We start from the raw sequence: 17101 nt of genomic DNA on the forward strand, positions 1-17101 counted from the left end.
TGAGCAATGGCGCGCACCGGCAAGACCGCCGACCAGGTGCTGGCGATGCTGGATCGAAACATCCTGAGCGGCGCGGCAAGCAGCAGCCTGACAAAAAAATGGGACGGCGACAAGCTGCGCGAGCAAGTCCAGGCCGAAGCGCAAATGGTCGCGGCGTTCGGCCAGCAGGCCGGCGCGGCCATCGAGCGCCACGCGGAACAGAAACGCGCGGACCTGCGCCAACAGATCAAGGCCACGCAAGACCCAGAAAAGATCAAGGCGCTCCAGGCGCAAATCAACGAGATCAATACACAGGAGCGGCTGCTGAACGTGGCGGTGGGCGCGCTGAGCGGCTCGGGCGGCGTGGCGGCGGTGCAGGCGGGGTTGTCGGAGGCGGCCGATCGTATGCGGCGCTACACGATTGCGGATTCGGAGAAGTCCGCCGGTATTACCGATGGCGAGACGACATTGGATAACAAGAGCGGGGAAAGCGCGGGTATTCGTGGCGATGGGTTCAAGACGGCGGGGACGCGGGTGGTGTTGGACAAACTGTGCGGCGATGTGAATGAAAGGTGCAAGACTCAGCTCGACGCGAACGGCATTCCGAAACTTGAGTTGGATGGAAACGGGTTCGTTCGGTTTGATCCATCCAAGGCTGGAATGTCGTTGGCCAAGTTTCTTGAATCCGACCGAGGCAAGGACATGGCCGGGCTTACTGGCGGCAACCAAGGCGGACCCGGAACACTCTTCGGTTTTCCGTATTCGCCTGGGGGGATTCTTGATCTGGTGCACGAGGCTTATGGCGGTTCACATGACTTTATCAGCGGCACGCTGAGCGGCTATTACGACGAGCAGGGCAATGCCCGGCGCGGTCTGACGCCCGTGCAGAAAGGTCTGTACGAAGTCTGGACCGACATTGCGCTCGTGCCAGCCACTCCTTTTGCGTTATCGGAAGCGCTGCCGCCCCAGGCATGGAAAGCGCTGGATATTTTGTTGAGAATGAAGCGATGAAAACGACGATAAGACTATTTGTTGCCTCTGTTCTTTTGCTGTTGGTGACTGGCTGCTATATCAATAAGAGGGGGTACTTGTGCGGCATTACCCTGGGGGAATATATGTGCGACCCGGTGCTGGATGCCTGGTTGAGCAGGGGACTCCTTCCAATAGACACGTATTGGCCGCTCAGCAACCAAACCAAGGAAACCCGTAAAGAAGATTGGGTGGAATGCGGCGGATCCCCATACGGATATGTTGATCTCAAGCCGCTTCCTGACGGGCAAGCGCGTACAAGGGAACAAAAGAATAGGGAATGGGAGCGACTGTCGGGGAAGGTTGCCATCTGCATGCAGAAGAAAGGCTACCAGTACATTCCCCGGTGCTTCTCCTTGGAGGATTGCGGCCCGCCGCCACCCGCGCCAAACGGCAGTTCGTGGCCGGCATGGGTGTTGCGGGAGGCGTGGCCGCCGAAAGCGATATGGCAAGGATACCGCCTCCCCAAGAAGGGATATGTTTGCGACCCGGTGTTGGACGTTTGGCTTACCAGCGGAATTTTCCCGATACATAGGTATTGGCCGCTGAATAACCAAACCGAGCAAACCCGTAGGGAAGATTGGGTGGAATGCGGCGGCTTCCCTGACGGAATGCTTGCTATCGAGCCGCTTGCTGACGGGCAAACGCGTACCAGGGAGCAATCCGATCGGGAGTGGGCGCGAATTTGGGATAAGGTTGACCTTTGCATGCAGAACAAGGGCTACCAGTATTTTCCCATATGCTTCACGCTGGACGAGAAGTGCGGCCCGCCGCCGCCTGCGCCAAACGGCGGATCGTGGCCGGCGTGGCTGTTGCGGCAATCATGGCCAGAGAAATCACTGTGTCTAAGAATGCGTTGAAGCATGGCGCACCGGCAAGCCCGCCCATCAGGTGCCGGCGGTGCTGAATCGAAGCGTGCTGGCGGGCGATGGCGCCGGCGGCCTCGCGACAAGGCAGCTCCCTCGGGGGCGGGGGAGGCTGCAAGCGCGCAGCGCGCGGCGGCGGCCCTTACTCAGGGTCTTACTGCTGCGCCAGCATCTGGCCCTTGGCCGTATCGATGTAGCTGCGCGCGCCGAGATAGCGCTTGGACCAGTACGGATTCTTCATTTCGTCCACGCGCACCTTGGCGCCACGGCGCGGCGCATGCACGAACTTGTCCTGCCCGATATAGATGCCGACATGCGAGGTGATGCCGCGGCCGCGGGTGGCGAAGAACACCAGATCGCCGGGCTTGAGCTGTTTCTTGTTGCGCACCGTGTCGCCGCGCGTGCGTTGCTGACGCGCGGTGCGCGGCAGTTCGAGGCCGGCGATCTCACGGTAGACGTACAGCACCAGGCCGCTGCAGTCGAAGCCTTCGGCGGCGTCTTCGCCGCCCCAGCTATAAGGGGTGCCGATGGCGGCCAGGCCGGCTTGCACCACGCGTTCGCGCAGGGTGGGCACGGTGGGTTCCTGCGCCAGGCGCAGGCCGGACAGGGAGGCGCGGGCCTGTTCGGTGGGGAGGGACGCCTGGGCGGCGCCGGGTAACCAGGAGAACGTCAGGGCCAGCAGGGGCGCTGACAACAAAGCGGGAAGGCGGAAAAAGGCAAAGCGGGCTTTTCGCGTGGGCGGCGTCATTACGTCACTTCAGGCATCGGAGTGGGCGGCATGGCTTTGTTTCAGGGAACAAGCCGGCGGAAAGGGGCAGGGGAGGCTTGAGCTTCACGAACTGCCACCGCATTGTAATGGAATAAAGTTTCATTACATTTGTAGTGCATTGCAGCATTCAAACGCTGCGCCCATCGCCTCTCGCCCGGCCGGGCGAGGGGCGATGGGGTTCAGGCTCAGAAGCTGCCGCGCAACCCCACCATGACGGCGCGGCCGCCTTCAGGGGCGACATCGCGCAGCACCGAGGTGGCGTAGCGGATCTCCTGGTTGGTCAGGTTGATGCCGCGCACATAGGCCTGCCATTGCACGGCGGCAACCTTGAAGCGGTAGCCGGCGTTGGCGTCCAGGCTGTAGTAGCCAGGGGTGGCGGTATCGTTGTCCGGGTGGCTGTGCTGGGCGAAGGCCTTGGACACGCTGAGGCCGGCGCTGTACGGGCCGAAACCGTAGTCCAGCGCGACGCGCAGGCGCAGCGGCGGAATGCGTGGCAGCGAGCGGCCGGTGTCATTGTTGCGGGCCACCGTGTAATCGCCCGACAGGCCCAGGTCGAGTTTGTGGCCGCCCCGTTGCAGCACGCGGGTGCGGCTTTCGGCCTCCACCCCATACAGGCTTGCGGACACGCCCTGGTAGCGGGCCTCGGGCAGGGCGTCGTCATCGCCCGCCGCCACCAGGCCGCCGTCATCGTCGCGGAAGCGGCCGGTGTTCATCTCGGCCAGGTAGTTGGAGAAGCGGCTGTAGAACACGCCGACGCTGGCGCTGTCGGTGTCCTTCTTGTAGCGCAGCGACAGGTCGCCGGACCAGGCGCGTTCCTTGGCCAGGTTCTGGTCGCCCACCAGGTATTGGCCGGTGGCGGCGTGCGGGCCGTTGGCATACAGCTCGTAGAAGGTCGGCGCGCGCTCGGTGTAGGCGGTGTTGGCGGCCACCGACCAGGCGCTGTCCAGTTTGTAGATGCCGCCCAGCGAGAAGCTGCCGGCGGTGAAGGCGCGGCGGGTGGCGCCGTCGAAGCGTTCATTGCCGCCGCCGCCCGGGGTCAGGCGGGTGTGCTCGGCGCGCGCGCCGGCGCTCAGCGTCAGGCGGTCGTCGATCTTCCATTCCTCCAGCGCGAACAAGGCGGCCGAGTCGGTGTCGGTGGTGGGCACCAGGGCTTCCTCGCCCAAGGCCGAGAAGCGCGTCTGGCCCAGTTGCAGGCCGACCACGCCGCGCAGCGGACCGATGTCGGCGTGGCGCGCCTCGATACGGGCCTCGTAGCCGCGGTTCTTGAAGATCGTGCCGGTCTCGCCGTCCTCGATTTCCTTGTGCTGGTAATCGGTATAGGCGAAGTTCAGTTTGACGCTGGTGAACAGGCCGTCCAGGTCGCGCAGCTCGCTGGCGAAGCCGAAACGCTCCTGGCGCATCTTGATGCGCACGTCCGGCTCGGCCACCGAGCCATAGTTCGAGTCATAGCCGCTGTAGGACAGTCCGGCATAGCCGCGGTCGCCGGTCCAGGACATGCCGAGCGCGCCGCCGCTGGCCTGGCCATCGCTGTTGGGCAGTTTGCCGCGCGGCTGGTCCTGGTCGGGGCCGTCGGCCGCGCGTTGTTGCGCGGTGCGGGCGTAGCCGGGGATACGCAGGTCGCCGGTCTTGCGGCTGAAGGCGTCGGCGTGGATGGCGAAGGCGCCGTCGCCGCCTTCGAGCTGGATCGCGCCGTTGCGGTCGTTGTTGGCGCCGCCATAGCTGCCGGCCACGTCGCCGTGGATGCCGTCGATGGGTTCGGTGGGGATGCGGTTGTCGATGGTGTTGACCACGCCGCCGATGGCACTGCCCCCATACAGCAGGGCCGCCGGACCGCGCAGGATCTCGACCCGGTTGGTCGACAGCGGGTCCTGCGGCACCGCGTGGTCGAACGACAGCGACGAGGCATCGAGCGAGCCGACGCCGTTGTTCAGCAAGCGGATGCGGTCGCCGTCCATGCCGCGGATGATGGGGCGGCCCACCATCGGGCCGTAGGTGGTGGTGGACACGCCTGGCAGGCCGTTGAGCGTTTCGCCCAGGTTCGAGGCGCGCCGCAGGTCCAGGGCGGTGCCCTGCACCACGGTCGATGGCGAGGTCAGCGCTTCGCTGCCCAGGGGATTGGCGGTGATGATGACGGGCGACAGCGTGGGGGCGTCGGCCTGGGCGCGGGCGGCTTGCGGCAAGGCGAGCAGGCAGGCGAGGGCGAGCGGGCTCAGGGAAAAGGCGCGAACGGACGAACGCGTCCCCGCGTGGGAAGAAGCAAAAGACATGGTGGCAATCCTGGTTGCGGCCGGCGGGCGGCGGCGGTTGAAATCGGGTGGCGGATTTCAGGCCGCGACGGGCGGGGCGCGCGATTGGAACCAGGGCAGGACGGCGATGGTGGCGCCGCGCGGGGCCGGCGCAGGCGGCGCGATGCGCGGCGCGCTGCCGGTGATGGGGACAAAGGACACCGGCAGCGTGGCGTCCAGCAGGTCCCAGATATGGCACAGGTCGCAGTGCCCCAGCTTGTCCGGCGTGTGGGCATCGTCCTGGCTGGAGGCGGGAGCGCCGGGCAGGTGCGACAGCGCATGCCGCACGCCGCCCAGCGGTGACAGCAACAGGCAGGCGCACAGCCAGCCCAGCATTGCCCATCGGGCAAGGCGCGCATCGGAGCGGGGACGAGGGGCCGGCGGCATGGACGAGGTCGGAATCGCAAAAAAACGGAATGATATATTGTTTCTAATGTTGTGGCGATCCACGTCGGCCGTGCCACGCCGCGCAACGCGGCCGAATATGACACTTCATGGCGCCCCGGGGTCGGGCATAATCGTCGGCATCGGCCCTCCCGGCTAGATCGCCGAGAGCAGCCGCTGAAAGAAGACCATAAGAAAGCGGAGTCAAGCTCAATGATGAACGCAGTACACCCTTTGTCCTCGATGAACCGGCCCGAGGCGATGCCTTTCGAGCCCTACCACGACGCGGTGGCGGCGGTGGACCGGTTGGCCGAAATCTATGCGCGCAATACCGCTTTCCTGCGCGCGGCATTCCGCGATGTCCTGAAGGGGGCCACCAGCGGCCGCGAACGGGCCCGCGCCTACTACCCCGCCATCCGCATCCTGGTCGAGACCTACGACCCCATCGACACGCGCCTGTCGTACGGCCACGTGGCCGAGCCCGGCATCTACCAGACCACCGTCACCCAGCCGGCCCTGTTCCGCGACTACCTGATCGAGCAGGTCGGCCAATTGCTGCAGAACCACCGCGTGGCGGTGGAGGTCGGTGAATCCGATTCCCCGATTCCGTTGCACTTCGCCTTCCCCGAGGGCGCCTATGTCGAAGGCGAGCACCTGGAGGCGCTCAAGCGCCCGCTGCGCGACCTGTTCGACGTGCCCGATCTGGCGGTGACGGACGACGCCATTGTCAATGGTTCCTGGCGCGGCAAGGACGGCGAACCCAAGCCGCTGGCGCCCTTTACGGCGCAGCGGGTGGATTATTCGCTGCACCGCCTGCAGCACTACACCGCGACGGCGCCGGCGCATTTCCAGAATTTCGTGCTGTTCACCAATTACCAGTTCTACGTCGACGAGTTCTGTGCCCGCGCCCGGGCGCTGATGGCCAGCGGCAACGAAGACTACGAGATGCTGGTGGAACCGGGCAACCGCATCACGCGGCGCGGCGAATCCGGGCCGGCCGATGACGGCCAGGCGCAGCGCCTGCCGCAGATGCCGGCCTACCACCTGGTGCGCGGGGACCATTCCGGCATCACGCTGGTCAATATCGGCGTGGGGCCGTCCAACGCCAAGACCATCACCGACCACATCGCGGTGCTGCGCCCGCACGCCTGGCTGATGCTGGGCCACTGTGCCGGACTGCGCGATTCGCAGCGGCTGGGCGACTATGTGCTCGCCCACGGCTACGTGCGCGAGGACCACGTACTCGACGACGACCTGCCCACCTGGGTGCCGGTGCCGGCCCTGGCCGAGGTGCAGGTGGCCCTTGAGCAGGCGGTGGAAGAGGTCGCGGGGCTGTCCGGCTGGGATCTGAAACGCATCATGCGCACCGGCACCGTGGCCACCATCGACAACCGCAACTGGGAGCTGCGCGATCACGTCGAACTGGTCGAGCGGTTCGCGCAGTCGCGCGCCATCGCCCTGGACATGGAGTCGGCCACCATCGCCGCCAATGGCTTTCGCTTCCGCGTGCCATACGGCACGCTGCTGTGCGTGTCGGACAAGCCGCTGCACGGCGAGCTGAAGCTGCCTGGCATGGCCAGCGCCTTTTACCGGCGCCAGGTCAATCAGCACCTGGAAATCGGCATCCGGGCGCTCGAGCGCCTGCGCGGCATGCCGCCCGAGCGGCTGCATTCGCGCAAGCTGCGCACGTTCATGGAAACGGCGTTTCAATAGCGCCGTAGCCGATATCCCCCGAGGGGGACGGACCCCCGACTGCCCCTGGCCGTTTCCACGGCCGGGGGCAGTTGCGCTATGCTCGCGCGTTGCGTGGAAATCCCACGGCGCCCGGGGACACAATCCGCGGGGGCCTTTTCGCTCTGAAGGAACTCGACTTTGGCATTACCGGAACACGACCAGCACCGCGACGGCGGCAAGCAAGGGGCGTCAGAATCGTCCGAATTGCGCCGCGCGCTGTCGGCGCGCCACCTGACGATGATCGCGGTGGGCGGCTCCATCGGGACCGGCCTGTTCGTGGCCTCCGGCGCCACCATCGCCCAGGCCGGCCCCGGCGGCGCGCTGCTGGGCTACGTGCTGATCGGCGTGATGGTCTATTTCCTGATGACCAGTCTGGGCGAGCTGGCCGCGGCCATGCCGGTGTCCGGGTCGTTCTCGACCTACGGCGCGCGCTACGTCGAAGACGGCTTCGGTTTCGCGCTGGGCTGGAACTACTGGTACAACTGGGCCGTCACGGTGGCGGTGGACCTGGTGGCGGCGCAGTTGGTGATGGCGTACTGGTTTCCGGATGTGCCGGGGGTCTACTGGAGCGCCTTGTTCCTGGCCATCACCTTCGGCCTGAACGCCCTGTCGGCGCGCGGCTTTGGCGAAGCCGAATTCTGGTTCGCCCTGATCAAGGTGATCGCGGTGCTGGCGTTCGTCGCCATGGGGGTGATGATGCTGCTGGGGATCATCCGCGGCGGCGAGGGCGGCGGCGTGGCCAACTGGACGGTGGGCGACGCCCCGTTTGCCGGTGGTTTCGCGGCGCTGATCGGCGTGGCCATGGTGGTGGGATTTTCCTTCCAGGGCACCGAACTCATCGGCATCGCCGCTGGCGAATCCAAGGACCCCGCGCGCAACCTGCCGCGCGCCGTGCGCCAGGTGTTCTGGCGCATCCTGCTGTTCTACGTGATGGCGATCCTGGTGATCGGCCTGTTGATTCCCTACACCGACCCGCACCTGCTGCGCAACGACGTCACCGACGTCAGCGTCAGCCCGTTCGCGCTGATCTTCGAGCGCGCCGGGCTGCTGGCGGCGGCGTCGATCATGAACGCGGTGGTGCTGACCTCGGTGCTGTCGGCCGGCAATTCCGGCATGTACGCGGCCACGCGCATGCTCTACAGCCTGGCGCGCGACGGCAAGGCGCCGCGCATCTTCGGCCGGGTGGCGCGCAACGGCGTGCCGCTGTGGGCGCTGCTGGCCACCACCGTGGTGGCGGCGCTCTGTTTCTTTTCGTTCATCTTCAGCCCCAAGGCGGTCTACATCTGGCTGCTGAACACCTCGGGCATGACCGGCTTCATCGCCTGGCTGGGCATCGCGATCAGCCATTACCGCTTCCGCCGCGGCTACGTCAAACAGGGCCGCAACCTGGCCGACCTGCCGTATGTGTCGCCGTTCTTCCCGTTCGGCCCGATCTTCGCCTTCGTGCTGTGCCTGGTCATTACGCTGGGCCAGAACTACCAGGCCTTCCTGGAACACCGCATCGACTGGGGCGGCGTGGCCGCCACCTATATCGGCATCCCGCTGTTCCTGCTGATCTGGCTGGGTTACCGCCTGACCAAGGGTTCGCGCTTCGTCAGCTACAAGGACATGACGTTCCCCGACGCCCGGGCGCGCAGCGCCTATCTGGATTCGGCCCTGCGCGGCGAACCGGCCACGGTCGGGCCGCAGACGGCCCCCGCGCCCGGCACGGGCGGGCAATGAAAAAAGGCCGCGGATGTCCGCGGCCCCTGCATCCGGCCCAGGCCGCCGCGGCAACGCGGCGGCCTTGTTGTTTCCGGGTCACTCGATGTTCTGCGCCTGTTCGCGCATCTGCTCGATCAGCAGCTTCAGGTCCATGGCGGCGCGGGTGACGTCCATGCTGCCGGCCTTGGAACCGAGCGTATTGGCCTCGCGGTTCATTTCCTGGAACAGGAAGTCCAGGCGCTTGCCGGCGCTGCCGGCGTTCTTCTTGCCCGCGGGCTTGCCGCCGCCGTCGGTCAGCAGGTGGCGCAGTTCTTCCAGATGCGAGCGCAGGCGCGACAGTTCCTCGGCGACATCGATGCGCAGCGCGAACAAGTTGGCTTCCTGCGACAGGCGCTCGGACAGCTCGGCGCCCGAAATATGCGTGAAGCCGCCCGGAAAAGCGGTTTCGACGCTTTCGCGCAGCTTGGCGGCGAGCTTGTCGCGGTGGTCGGCGAGCAGTTGCGGCAGATGGTGCTGTACCTGGTCGACGATGGTCGCCACGCCGTCGGCGCATTCGCGCATCATACCGGCCAGGCGTTCGCCCTCGCGCGCGCGGCCATCCTGCAGTTGCTTGAGCGCTTCCTGCGCGGCCTGCATGCAAGCCGCGCCCCACACTTGCGGGTCGAGCGCGTCATTGGCGCGCTGGCCGGGCCAGTTGAACAGTTCGACCAGGCGCGGCGCGGCGATGTCGGGCAGGATGCGGCGCGCGGCCTGCAACTGTTCGGCCAGGCTTTCGAGCCAGGCCGGCTCCAGTTTCGACAGGTCGGTGCTGGTGTTGCGGGTGTAGGACACGCGGATCTCGACCTTGCCGCGCGCCAATTGCGCCGTCAGCAGTTCGCGCAGCGGCGTTTCCACATGACGCAGCTCGTCGGGCAGGCGGAAATAGAGGTCGAGGAAGCGGCTGTTGACGCTGCGCAGTTCCAGCGCCAGCGTGCCTTGCTCCAGGTCAGCCCGGGCGTTGCCGAAGGCGGTCATGCTGCGAATCATGGTGTCGGTATCCTGTTGCTTGTCTTGGATCGGGCCGCGCCGGTTCCGCCGGTCCGCCGAAGCGGGCGAGGGCGGGTATATGCGGCCCGTCTATCGCGGCAGGATACTCCAAACCCGGGCGGGGCCGCGACCGCAGCCCGTACAATGCCGCCATCCGAATCTGATTGGAGTCTTGCAATGACCTCTGCCAACGCCATCGCCCGACCTTCGGGCCGCGCCGTCGACGAACTGCGGCCGTTCAGCCTGGAGCGCGGTTTCACGCGCTACGCCGAAGGGTCGGTGCTGGTGAAGGCCGGCAATACCCATGTGCTGTGCACCGCCAGCGTGCTGGAAAAAGTGCCGCCGTTCCTCAAGGGCAAGGGCGAGGGCTGGGTGACGGCCGAATACGGCATGCTGCCGCGCGCCACCCATACACGCGGCGACCGCGAGGCCGCGCGCGGCAAGCAGAGCGGCCGCACCCAGGAAATCCAGCGCCTGATCGGCCGCAGCCTGCGCGCCGTATTCGACATGCGCGCGCTGGGCGAGCGTACGCTGCACCTGGATTGCGACGTGCTGCAGGCCGATGGCGGCACGCGCTGCGCCAGCATCACCGGCGCCTGGGTGGCGGCCTCCGACGCGGTCGCGCTGCTGATGCGGCGTGGCGACCTGGCGGTCAACCCGATCCGCGACGCGGTTGCGGCGGTGTCGGTCGGGCTGGTGCAGGGCCGTCCGGTGCTGGATCTGGACTACGAGGAAGACTCGGCCTGCGATGCTGACGTCAACGTCATCATGACGGGCGGCGGCGCCTTCGTGGAAGTGCAGGGCACGGGCGAGGGCGCCACCTTCACGCGCGCAGAACTGGATGCCATGCTGGGCCTGGCCGAAAGCGGCATCGCCGGCCTGGTGCGGGCGCAGCGCGCGGCGCTGGCGTAAGCGGCAGGCGCGCTTCGGCCCGATAGCACATCGCGGCACGAGGCGGACATGGCGCGCTCTGCGCGCCAAACAGAACGGGATCACGGCCGTGGGCGGCGTGATCCCGTTTTGGTTTGTCGGCCCGCGCCGATGGCGCGGGGGCAGCGTTTCAGGGCAGCAGGGCGCCCAGCTTGTCGGCCCGCTCCAGGTTCCAGATCGCGCCGATCAGGCCGCGCAGCTCGGCTTCGGTGGCGGCGTCGGCATAGCGGCCCAGGCTCAGCGCCTTGGCCTCGATCTCGTCGCGCGACAGCGTATTGCCCGGATCGCCCTTGGGTTCGTCGACGCGACCGTGCAGCACGCGGCCGTCGCGAGTGTGCACCGTGACCTTGCCGATCCAGCGCTGCGGATAGGCGGCGTCGACCTCCGGATCCAGTTCCATCGTGACCCGGCCGCGGAAATCGGCCACCGCCGGATCGTCCAGCGCGGCATCGAATTCCGGCAGGCCGGCGCGGCCCTGGCGCGCGATCAGGCCCAGCACCGTGCCCATCGAGAACTTGGACTGGTGCACCGTGCGCGGATCGACCACTGGCCCCAGCACGTCGATGGCGCCCTGGTGCACATGCGCCACCACGCGCGCGATATCGCCTTCGGCCAGGTCGTGTTCGCGCAGCACCTGCTGCAGCGCATCGGCCGCCGGATGGGTGTGGCGGCAGGAGGCATGGAACTTGAACGAGGTTTCGGCCAAGGCCCAGCGCGTGCCCAGGCGATCGGTCAGGCGCGCCGGATCGGCATCGCTCGACATGCCGGCGGCCATGCCCTGCGGGCCTTCAAGGATGTGGCGCGCGCCGGTGAAGCCTTCCCGCGCCAGGTAGGCCGCGGCGATGCCGTTGGCGGCGGCGCGGGCGGTGTGCAGTTGCTTGGAGTCGGCGGCGTCGCGCAGGAATTCCCACAGGCCGGCGGCCTGGGTGCCGGCCGAGCCGAAGGCGTCCAGCATGGCGGCCGGCGACAGGCCCAGCAGGCGGCCGGTGGCGGCGGCGGCGGCCAGGGTGCCGGCCGTGCCGGTGGTGTGGAAGATCTTGTAGTGCGAGCGGCCGAGAAATTCGCCGACGCGGATGCCGACCTCGTAACCGGCCACGGCCGCCACCAGCGCGTCGCGGCCGCAGCGGCCCAGCGCCTGGGCCACCGCCAGCACCGGCGGGAACACCACGGCGGCCGGGTGGAACACCGAGCCGTTGTGCACGTCGTCCTGCTCGACCACGTGGGCGGCGGCGGCGTTGACCATGGCGGCGAACACGGGCGAGGTGCGGCGCCGGTTGATCAGGATTTCGCTGGGGCCGTCGGCCGGCCCCATGAGGGCGGCATAGCGGTCGATGGCCAGCACCGGGCGCGACGCGGCGCCCGCCAGGATCGAGGCCAGACAGTCCAGCAGCAGGTCTTCGGCGCGGCGCAGCACCGGCGCGGGGATGTCCTCGAAGCGCAGGTTGGCGGCGAAGGCGGCAAGGGTGGCGCTCGGGGGGGAGATGTCGGAGGTCATGGTCAGAAGGAGCGCGGCAGGCCCAGGATGTGTTCGGCGACGTAGGACAGGATCAGGTTGGTAGAGATCGGCGCGACCTGGTAGAGGCGGGTTTCGCGGAACTTGCGCTCGACGTCGTATTCGGTGGCGAAGCCGAAGCCGCCGTGGAACTGCAGGCAGGCGTTGGCTGCTTCCCAGGAGGCGTCGGCGGCCAGCAGCTTGGCCATGTTGGCCTGCGCGCCGCACGGTTCGTGGGCGTCGAACAGGCGGCAGGCCTCGTAGCGCATCAGGCTGGCGGCCTCGACGTTGATGTGGGCGCGGGCGATGGGGAACTGCACGCCCTGGTTCTGGCCGATGGGGCGGCCGAACACCATGCGTTCCTTGGCGTAGGCGGTGACCTTGTCGACGAACCAGTAGCCGTCGCCGATGCACTCGGCGGCGATCAGGGTGCGTTCGGCGTTCAGGCCGTCCAGGATGTACTTGAAGCCCTTGCCTTCCTCGCCGATCAGGTTGTCAGCGGGGATTTCGAGGTTGTCGAAGAACAACTCGTTGGTCTCGTGGTTGACCATGTTGGGGATCGGCCGGATCGACATGCCGTGCTTGACCGCTTCGTGCAGGTCGACCAGGAAGATCGACATGCCCTCGGACTTGCGCGTGACCTGGTCCAGCGGCGTGGTGCGCGCCAGCAGGATCATCAGGTCGGAATGCTGCACCCGCGAGATCCAGACTTTCTGGCCGTTGATGACGTAGCGGTCGCCGCGGCGCACGGCGGTGGTCTTGATCTTGGTGGTGTCGGTGCCGGTGGTGGGCTCGGTCACGCCCATGGACTGCAGGCGCAGCTCGCCGGCGGCGATCCGTGGCAGGTAATCGCGCTTCTGCGCCTCGGAACCATGCCGCAGCAGGGTGCCCATGTTGTACATCTGGCCGTGGCAGGCGCCGGAATTGCCGCCGCTGCGGTTGATTTCCTCCATGATGACCGAGGCTTCGGTCAGGCCCAGGCCCGAGCCGCCGTATTCCTGCGGGATCAGCGCCGCCAGCCAGCCGGCCTCGGTCAGGGCGCGCACGAAGGCGTCGGGGTAGCCGCGTTCTTCATCGACCTTGCGGAAGTATTCGGCGGGGAACTGGGCGCACAGGTCGCGGACGGCTTCGCGGATGTCCTGGTAGGCGTGGGAGGCTTGAGACATGGGATGGGCTGCGGTGTCGATGGGAAAGTGGAATTCGGGACAGGATCGAATGTGCCGCAAGGGGCCGCGCCTGCCAATTCACAATTCATTAATACGGGGTTCCTGTTCGCAAAAGCGCATTCATGTGACGGCCGTTCGTCATGGACCGGCCGGGGTTGTGTCAAGAAATTGCCAAACTGCATCCCCATAATCGGCCGCATACGCCCCGGTGGCGATGCAACAGATGGATGGATATGCGGAAAAATATCAGAGTGACGACGGCGGTTTCCGCCATTCTGGCGCTGTTCGTGGTGCTGTTCGCGCTGGCCGCGGCGGCCGGCGTCTTCGTGCTGCGGGAGAACCGCGCCGACATCGAGGCGCTGGGCCGGGGCAGCATCGAGCGCGCCAGCGACCTGTCGGACATGACCAGCCGCCTGTTCCAGGCGCGCGCCGCGCTGACCGATGCCAAGACCGCCATGGAAAGCGGGCTGGAGCAAGGCCGTGACCAGTCGCTGGCACACGCCGATGCGCTGCTCAAGCAGGCTGCCGCCAGCCTGGCGCGGCTGCGCGCCAATCCCGATACCAGCGCCCAGGGCGCGCCGCTGTTCGATCAGGCGCTGGCAGCCTACGCCGCCTTTGCCGACCAGACGCTGGCGCCCATGTTCAAGGCCATCAAGGGCTGGAACGGCATCGAGGTCAACCGGCTGGTCGACAACGTGCTGCCGGTGTCGGGCTCGGCCTACGTCAAGCAGGCCGACGCTTATCAGGCCTACGCGCGCCAGCAGGGTCAGGCGGCCGTAGCTGGCGCCAGCCAGACCATGCAACGGGTGACGATGGTGGCGGCGGCGGTGCTGGCATTCGTGCTGGCGCTGGCGGTGCTGATCCGGCTGGCGTTCCGCCGCCGTATCCTGCGGCCATTGAACGAGGCCGGCGCGCACTTCGACCGCATCGCCGACGGCGACCTGACCGGACAGATCGCGGCGCATGGCGATAACGAGATCGGCGTGCTGTATTCGGCCATGCGCCGCATGCAGACCGGCCTGTCGGCGGCGGTGGCGTCGGTGCGCCGCGGGGTCGAGGAAATCCATGCCGGCTCGGGCGAGATCGCCGCCGGCGGCGCCGACATGTCGGACCGCACCGCGCGCCAGGCCGGCTCGCTGCAGGAGGCCGCGGCCAACATGACACAACTGGCGCACACGGTGCAGACCACCGCTGGCAACGCCGACCTGGCCAGCCGTCAGGCCCATAGCGCCACCCAGCTGGCGCAGCGCGGCGGCGCCGCGGTGCAGGAAGTGGTGACCAGCATGCAGGGCATCGCCGACAGCGCGCGCCGCATCGGCGAGATTGTCGGCGTGGTGGACAGCATCGCGTTCCAGACCAACATCCTGGCGCTGAACGCGGCGGTGGAGGCGGCGCGCGCGGGCGAGCAAGGCAAGGGTTTCGCGGTGGTGGCGGGCGAAGTGCGCTCGCTGGCGCAGCGCAGCGCCCAGGCGGCCAAGGAAATCAAGGGCCTGATCGAGGATTCGGCCGCGCGCGTCGAGGCCGGCGTGCGCCAGGTGAGTCTGGCCGGAGACACCATGCGCGACATGCTGGCCTCGGTCGATCGCGTCACCCAGATCGTGGCGGAGATCTCCAGCGCCACCGCCGAGCAGGCGGCGGGCATTGCGTCGGTCAACGACGCCGTGGCCGACATCGAGCGCAGCACTCAGGAAAACGCCGCCATGGTCGAGCAGACCGCCGCCGCCGCGGCCGCGCTGGAGCAGCAGGCCCAGGGCCTGCGGCGCGCGGTATCGGTGTTCCAGATCGTCCCGGCGGCCGCCGGGCTGGCGTCAGGGAGCGAGTTGCGGCAGGGCGGCGCCGCTGTAGCGCTCGGCCACCAGCGACAGGTTCCCATGCTTGACCTTGTGCTTGACATGGGCGGCGGCCGACGCGATGTCCTCCGGGCGGATGCGCTCGCATAGCGAAGGCGTGACGGTGAGCGCGCCGACGCCCAGCGTCACGAACGGGAAGAAGCGCGGCACGCCGTAGCGGTCCTCGGCCTCGATGCCGCCGTTGCGGCGGCCTTGATCGTCGTACAGATCGACGGCGCGCTCATTGAATTCGGCGATGATGCGCTGGATGCGTTCGCGCCAATCGGCGCTGCGCAGCAGCACCACGAAGTCGTCGCCGCCGACGTGGCCGACGAAATCGCGCAGCGGATCGCAATGGCGCTTGATGACTTCGGCGGTCAGCATGATCATGTCGTCGCCGCGCCAATACCCATAGACGTCGTTGAACGGCTTGAAATTATTCAGGTCGCCATAGCAGATGGTGAAATCCGCGGCGTCCTCCAGCAGCGTGGCGATGTGCCGGCTGATGGGGATGTTGCCCGGCAGCGAGGTCAGCGGATTGGCGTAGCGCGCGGCTTCGATGCGCATTTCGGTCACCGAGCGCACCAGCGTCTCGCCGGTGGCCAGACCGTCGTAGCGGCCGTCGCGGGTGATGATCAGGCCGTCCATCAGGTAGCGCTGGTCTTCCGAGATCAGCACATGGCTCAACTGGTCGATCGACACGTCCAGGTCGACCAGCACCGGCTCGGCATTCATGAACGTGGAGCAGGTATCGCGGCCGAACAGCTCGCGGGTGTAGCGCTGCGCATAGTGTTCGGAGAAATCGCGGCGGTTGATGATGCCCACCGGCCGATTGTCGCCATCGACCACCGCCACCGCGTGCAGATTCTTGTGCTCGATGAAGAGGCGGTGCACGTCGTCGTTGGTGTGCTGGTTCAGCAGCGCGGCCGGCGCTTCGACCCGCAGGCTGGCGGCGGTGCCGCCCGCCGAGCGCTGCGACAGCGGGGCGGGCGTGCGCACCCGCAGCGAATCGCGCAGCGGCGGGGTCAGCTCGGTCAGCAGGGCTTCGTCGGGGCGGCCCAGCAGCCAGCCCTGGGCGTAGCGGATCTCCAGGTCGCGCACCACCGCCAGGTCCTCGGCGGTCTCGATGCCTTCGGCGACGATGGCGGTGCCCAGATACTGCGCCACCTTGAGAATGGCGCGCACCATGTTCTGCTTGCGGTCGTCGTGGCCGATGCCGTTGAAGAAATAGCGGTCGATCTTGACCAGGTCGGGCTGCATCTCGGCCCACAGCTGCAGGTTCGAATTGCCCACGCCGTAGTCGTCCAGCGCGATGCGCATGCCGAATTCGCGCAGGCAGGCGAAGGCGCTGCCCAGCGTCGCCATGTGTTCGGACAGCGGGTCCTGTTCGGTCAGCTCGACAATGATGCTGGAGGGCGCCAGCGTGCAATCCTTGAGCAGGCGCAGCGGCATTTCGTCGCCCCACAGGGTCCAGTAGTGGATCAGCGCCGAGCCCGACAGGTTCAGGAACAGCTTGCCGGCGGCGGCGTGCTGGTGGAAGCCCTGGGCGCCGGCGCGAAAGCTGGCCAGCTCCAATTGGGGATGCACGCCCTGGCGGCGGGCCTCGGCGAACAGGGCGTCGGGAAAGTGCAGGGGGGTGTCGACCGGGCCGCGGATCAGGCTTTCATGGCCGTAGATGCGGCTGTGCGACAGGTCGATGACCGGCTGAAAGCGGGGCCTTAGCAGCCGTTCGCGCAGAATGCCGGCCAGGCTGACCGGGACGGGCGCGGCGGCGCTGACGGAAAGAGGGGACGCGCTGGCCGCGGCCGGCCGGGGCAGAGCGTGAAGTGGGTTCATCGCCGGGACATTCAGATACGATCAGTGACAAGATCGGCCATATTGACAATGAAATATGTCGGTGTTGTTGCG

Annotated in this window: 12 protein-coding genes and 1 pseudogene; 6 read left to right on the forward strand and 7 right to left on the reverse strand. The window is 67.3% G+C overall.

Going from position 1 to position 17101, the window contains the following annotated elements:
- Positions 1–6: 6 nt before the first annotated feature.
- Together K2W61_RS22095 and K2W61_RS22100 are read left to right on the forward strand one after the other, a co-directional pair.
- Positions 7–990, forward strand: coding sequence for a hypothetical protein (locus K2W61_RS22095; protein ID WP_236756547.1), 984 nt, complete (start codon positions 7–9; stop codon positions 988–990).
- Positions 951–1868, forward strand: coding sequence for a hypothetical protein (locus tag K2W61_RS22100; RefSeq protein WP_236756548.1), 918 nt, complete (start codon positions 951–953; stop codon positions 1866–1868). The genes K2W61_RS22095 and K2W61_RS22100 overlap by 40 nt, the downstream gene beginning before the upstream one ends.
- A 160-nt stretch (positions 1869–2028) precedes the next feature.
- Here the strand turns inward: K2W61_RS22100 and K2W61_RS22105 are convergent, their stop codons facing one another.
- From K2W61_RS22105 to K2W61_RS22115, 3 genes are all read right to left on the reverse strand, one after another.
- Positions 2029–2622 (reverse strand): C40 family peptidase, encoded by a 594-nt coding sequence (locus tag K2W61_RS22105; protein ID WP_236756549.1) that lies wholly within the window; start codon positions 2620–2622, stop codon positions 2029–2031.
- A gap of 206 nt (positions 2623–2828) precedes the next feature.
- Positions 2829–4910 carry a TonB-dependent receptor gene (locus K2W61_RS22110; RefSeq protein WP_236756550.1) on the reverse strand — a complete coding sequence of 694 codons (2082 nt, stop codon included), beginning with the start codon at positions 4908–4910 and terminating at the stop codon, positions 2829–2831.
- A 57-nt stretch (positions 4911–4967) separates the two neighbouring features.
- The gene (locus tag K2W61_RS22115) at positions 4968–5264 is read right to left on the reverse strand and encodes a hypothetical protein (protein ID WP_236756551.1); all 297 of its coding nucleotides are present in this window, start codon (positions 5262–5264) and stop codon (positions 4968–4970) included.
- Positions 5265–5525: 261 nt separating this feature from the next.
- Between K2W61_RS22115 and K2W61_RS22120 the strand changes: the two genes are divergently transcribed.
- Both K2W61_RS22120 and K2W61_RS22125 read left to right on the forward strand, forming a co-directional pair.
- Positions 5526–7025, forward strand: coding sequence for an AMP nucleosidase (locus K2W61_RS22120; RefSeq protein ID WP_419761614.1), 1500 nt, complete (start codon positions 5526–5528; stop codon positions 7023–7025).
- A 159-nt stretch (positions 7026–7184) separates the two neighbouring features.
- A complete protein-coding gene (locus K2W61_RS22125; RefSeq protein WP_272909334.1) occupies positions 7185–8768 on the forward strand; it encodes an amino acid permease in 1584 nt (527 codons plus the stop codon).
- A gap of 78 nt (positions 8769–8846) precedes the next feature.
- Here K2W61_RS22125 and K2W61_RS22130 read toward each other — a convergent pair whose 3' ends face one another.
- Positions 8847–9776: a YicC/YloC family endoribonuclease gene (locus K2W61_RS22130; protein WP_175131989.1), complete on the reverse strand. Its 930-nt coding sequence runs from the start codon at positions 9774–9776 to the stop codon at positions 8847–8849.
- A gap of 177 nt (positions 9777–9953) precedes the next feature.
- Between K2W61_RS22130 and rph the strand changes: the two genes are divergently transcribed.
- Positions 9954–10688 (forward strand): ribonuclease PH, encoded by a 735-nt coding sequence (gene rph, locus K2W61_RS22135; RefSeq protein ID WP_236756552.1) that lies wholly within the window; start codon positions 9954–9956, stop codon positions 10686–10688.
- A gap of 148 nt (positions 10689–10836) precedes the next feature.
- On the opposite strand, the gene K2W61_RS22140 is transcribed toward rph, so the two are convergent.
- Both K2W61_RS22140 and K2W61_RS22145 read right to left on the reverse strand, forming a co-directional pair.
- Positions 10837–12201: an MmgE/PrpD family protein gene (locus tag K2W61_RS22140; RefSeq protein WP_236756553.1), complete on the reverse strand. Its 1365-nt coding sequence runs from the start codon at positions 12199–12201 to the stop codon at positions 10837–10839.
- 2 nt (positions 12202–12203) lie between these two features.
- Positions 12204–13364, reverse strand: coding sequence for an acyl-CoA dehydrogenase family protein (locus tag K2W61_RS22145; RefSeq protein WP_175131992.1), 1161 nt, complete (start codon positions 13362–13364; stop codon positions 12204–12206).
- A gap of 233 nt (positions 13365–13597) precedes the next feature.
- On the opposite strand from K2W61_RS22145, the pseudogene K2W61_RS22150 reads away from it, so the two are divergent.
- Positions 13598–15031, forward strand: a pseudogene (locus tag K2W61_RS22150) (methyl-accepting chemotaxis protein); the annotation flags it as partial.
- A gap of 141 nt (positions 15032–15172) precedes the next feature.
- Here K2W61_RS22150 and K2W61_RS22155 read toward each other — a convergent pair.
- Positions 15173–17029, reverse strand: coding sequence for an EAL domain-containing protein (locus K2W61_RS22155; protein WP_236756554.1), 1857 nt, complete (start codon positions 17027–17029; stop codon positions 15173–15175).
- Positions 17030–17101: the final 72 nt, after the last annotated feature.

This window comes from Achromobacter pulmonis, from assembly GCF_021733725.1.
In the GTDB taxonomy this organism is placed as follows: Bacteria; Pseudomonadota; Gammaproteobacteria; order Burkholderiales; family Burkholderiaceae_B; genus Achromobacter; species Achromobacter pulmonis.

What these genes read in the sequence shown, in the direction of transcription:
- K2W61_RS22100 (WP_236756548.1), top strand. Translation starts at nt 951, where the DNA reads ATGGAAAGCGCTGGATATTTTGTTGAGAATGAAGCGATGAAAACGACG.
- K2W61_RS22140 (WP_236756553.1), bottom strand. Translation starts at nt 12,201, where the DNA reads ATGACCTCCGACATCTCCCCCCCGAGCGCCACCCTTGCCGCCTTCGCC.
- K2W61_RS22155 (WP_236756554.1), bottom strand. Translation starts at nt 17,029, where the DNA reads ATGAACCCACTTCACGCTCTGCCCCGGCCGGCCGCGGCCAGCGCGTCC.
- K2W61_RS22130 (WP_175131989.1), bottom strand. Translation starts at nt 9,776, where the DNA reads ATGATTCGCAGCATGACCGCCTTCGGCAACGCCCGGGCTGACCTGGAG.
- K2W61_RS22095 (WP_236756547.1), top strand. Translation starts at nt 7, where the DNA reads ATGGCGCGCACCGGCAAGACCGCCGACCAGGTGCTGGCGATGCTGGAT.
- K2W61_RS22105 (WP_236756549.1), bottom strand. Translation starts at nt 2,622, where the DNA reads ATGACGCCGCCCACGCGAAAAGCCCGCTTTGCCTTTTTCCGCCTTCCC.
- K2W61_RS22145 (WP_175131992.1), bottom strand. Translation starts at nt 13,364, where the DNA reads ATGTCTCAAGCCTCCCACGCCTACCAGGACATCCGCGAAGCCGTCCGC.
- K2W61_RS22115 (WP_236756551.1), bottom strand. Translation starts at nt 5,264, where the DNA reads ATGCTGGGCTGGCTGTGCGCCTGCCTGTTGCTGTCACCGCTGGGCGGC.
- K2W61_RS22120 (WP_419761614.1), top strand. Translation starts at nt 5,526, where the DNA reads ATGATGAACGCAGTACACCCTTTGTCCTCGATGAACCGGCCCGAGGCG.
- rph (WP_236756552.1), top strand. Translation starts at nt 9,954, where the DNA reads ATGACCTCTGCCAACGCCATCGCCCGACCTTCGGGCCGCGCCGTCGAC.
- K2W61_RS22110 (WP_236756550.1), bottom strand. Translation starts at nt 4,910, where the DNA reads ATGTCTTTTGCTTCTTCCCACGCGGGGACGCGTTCGTCCGTTCGCGCC.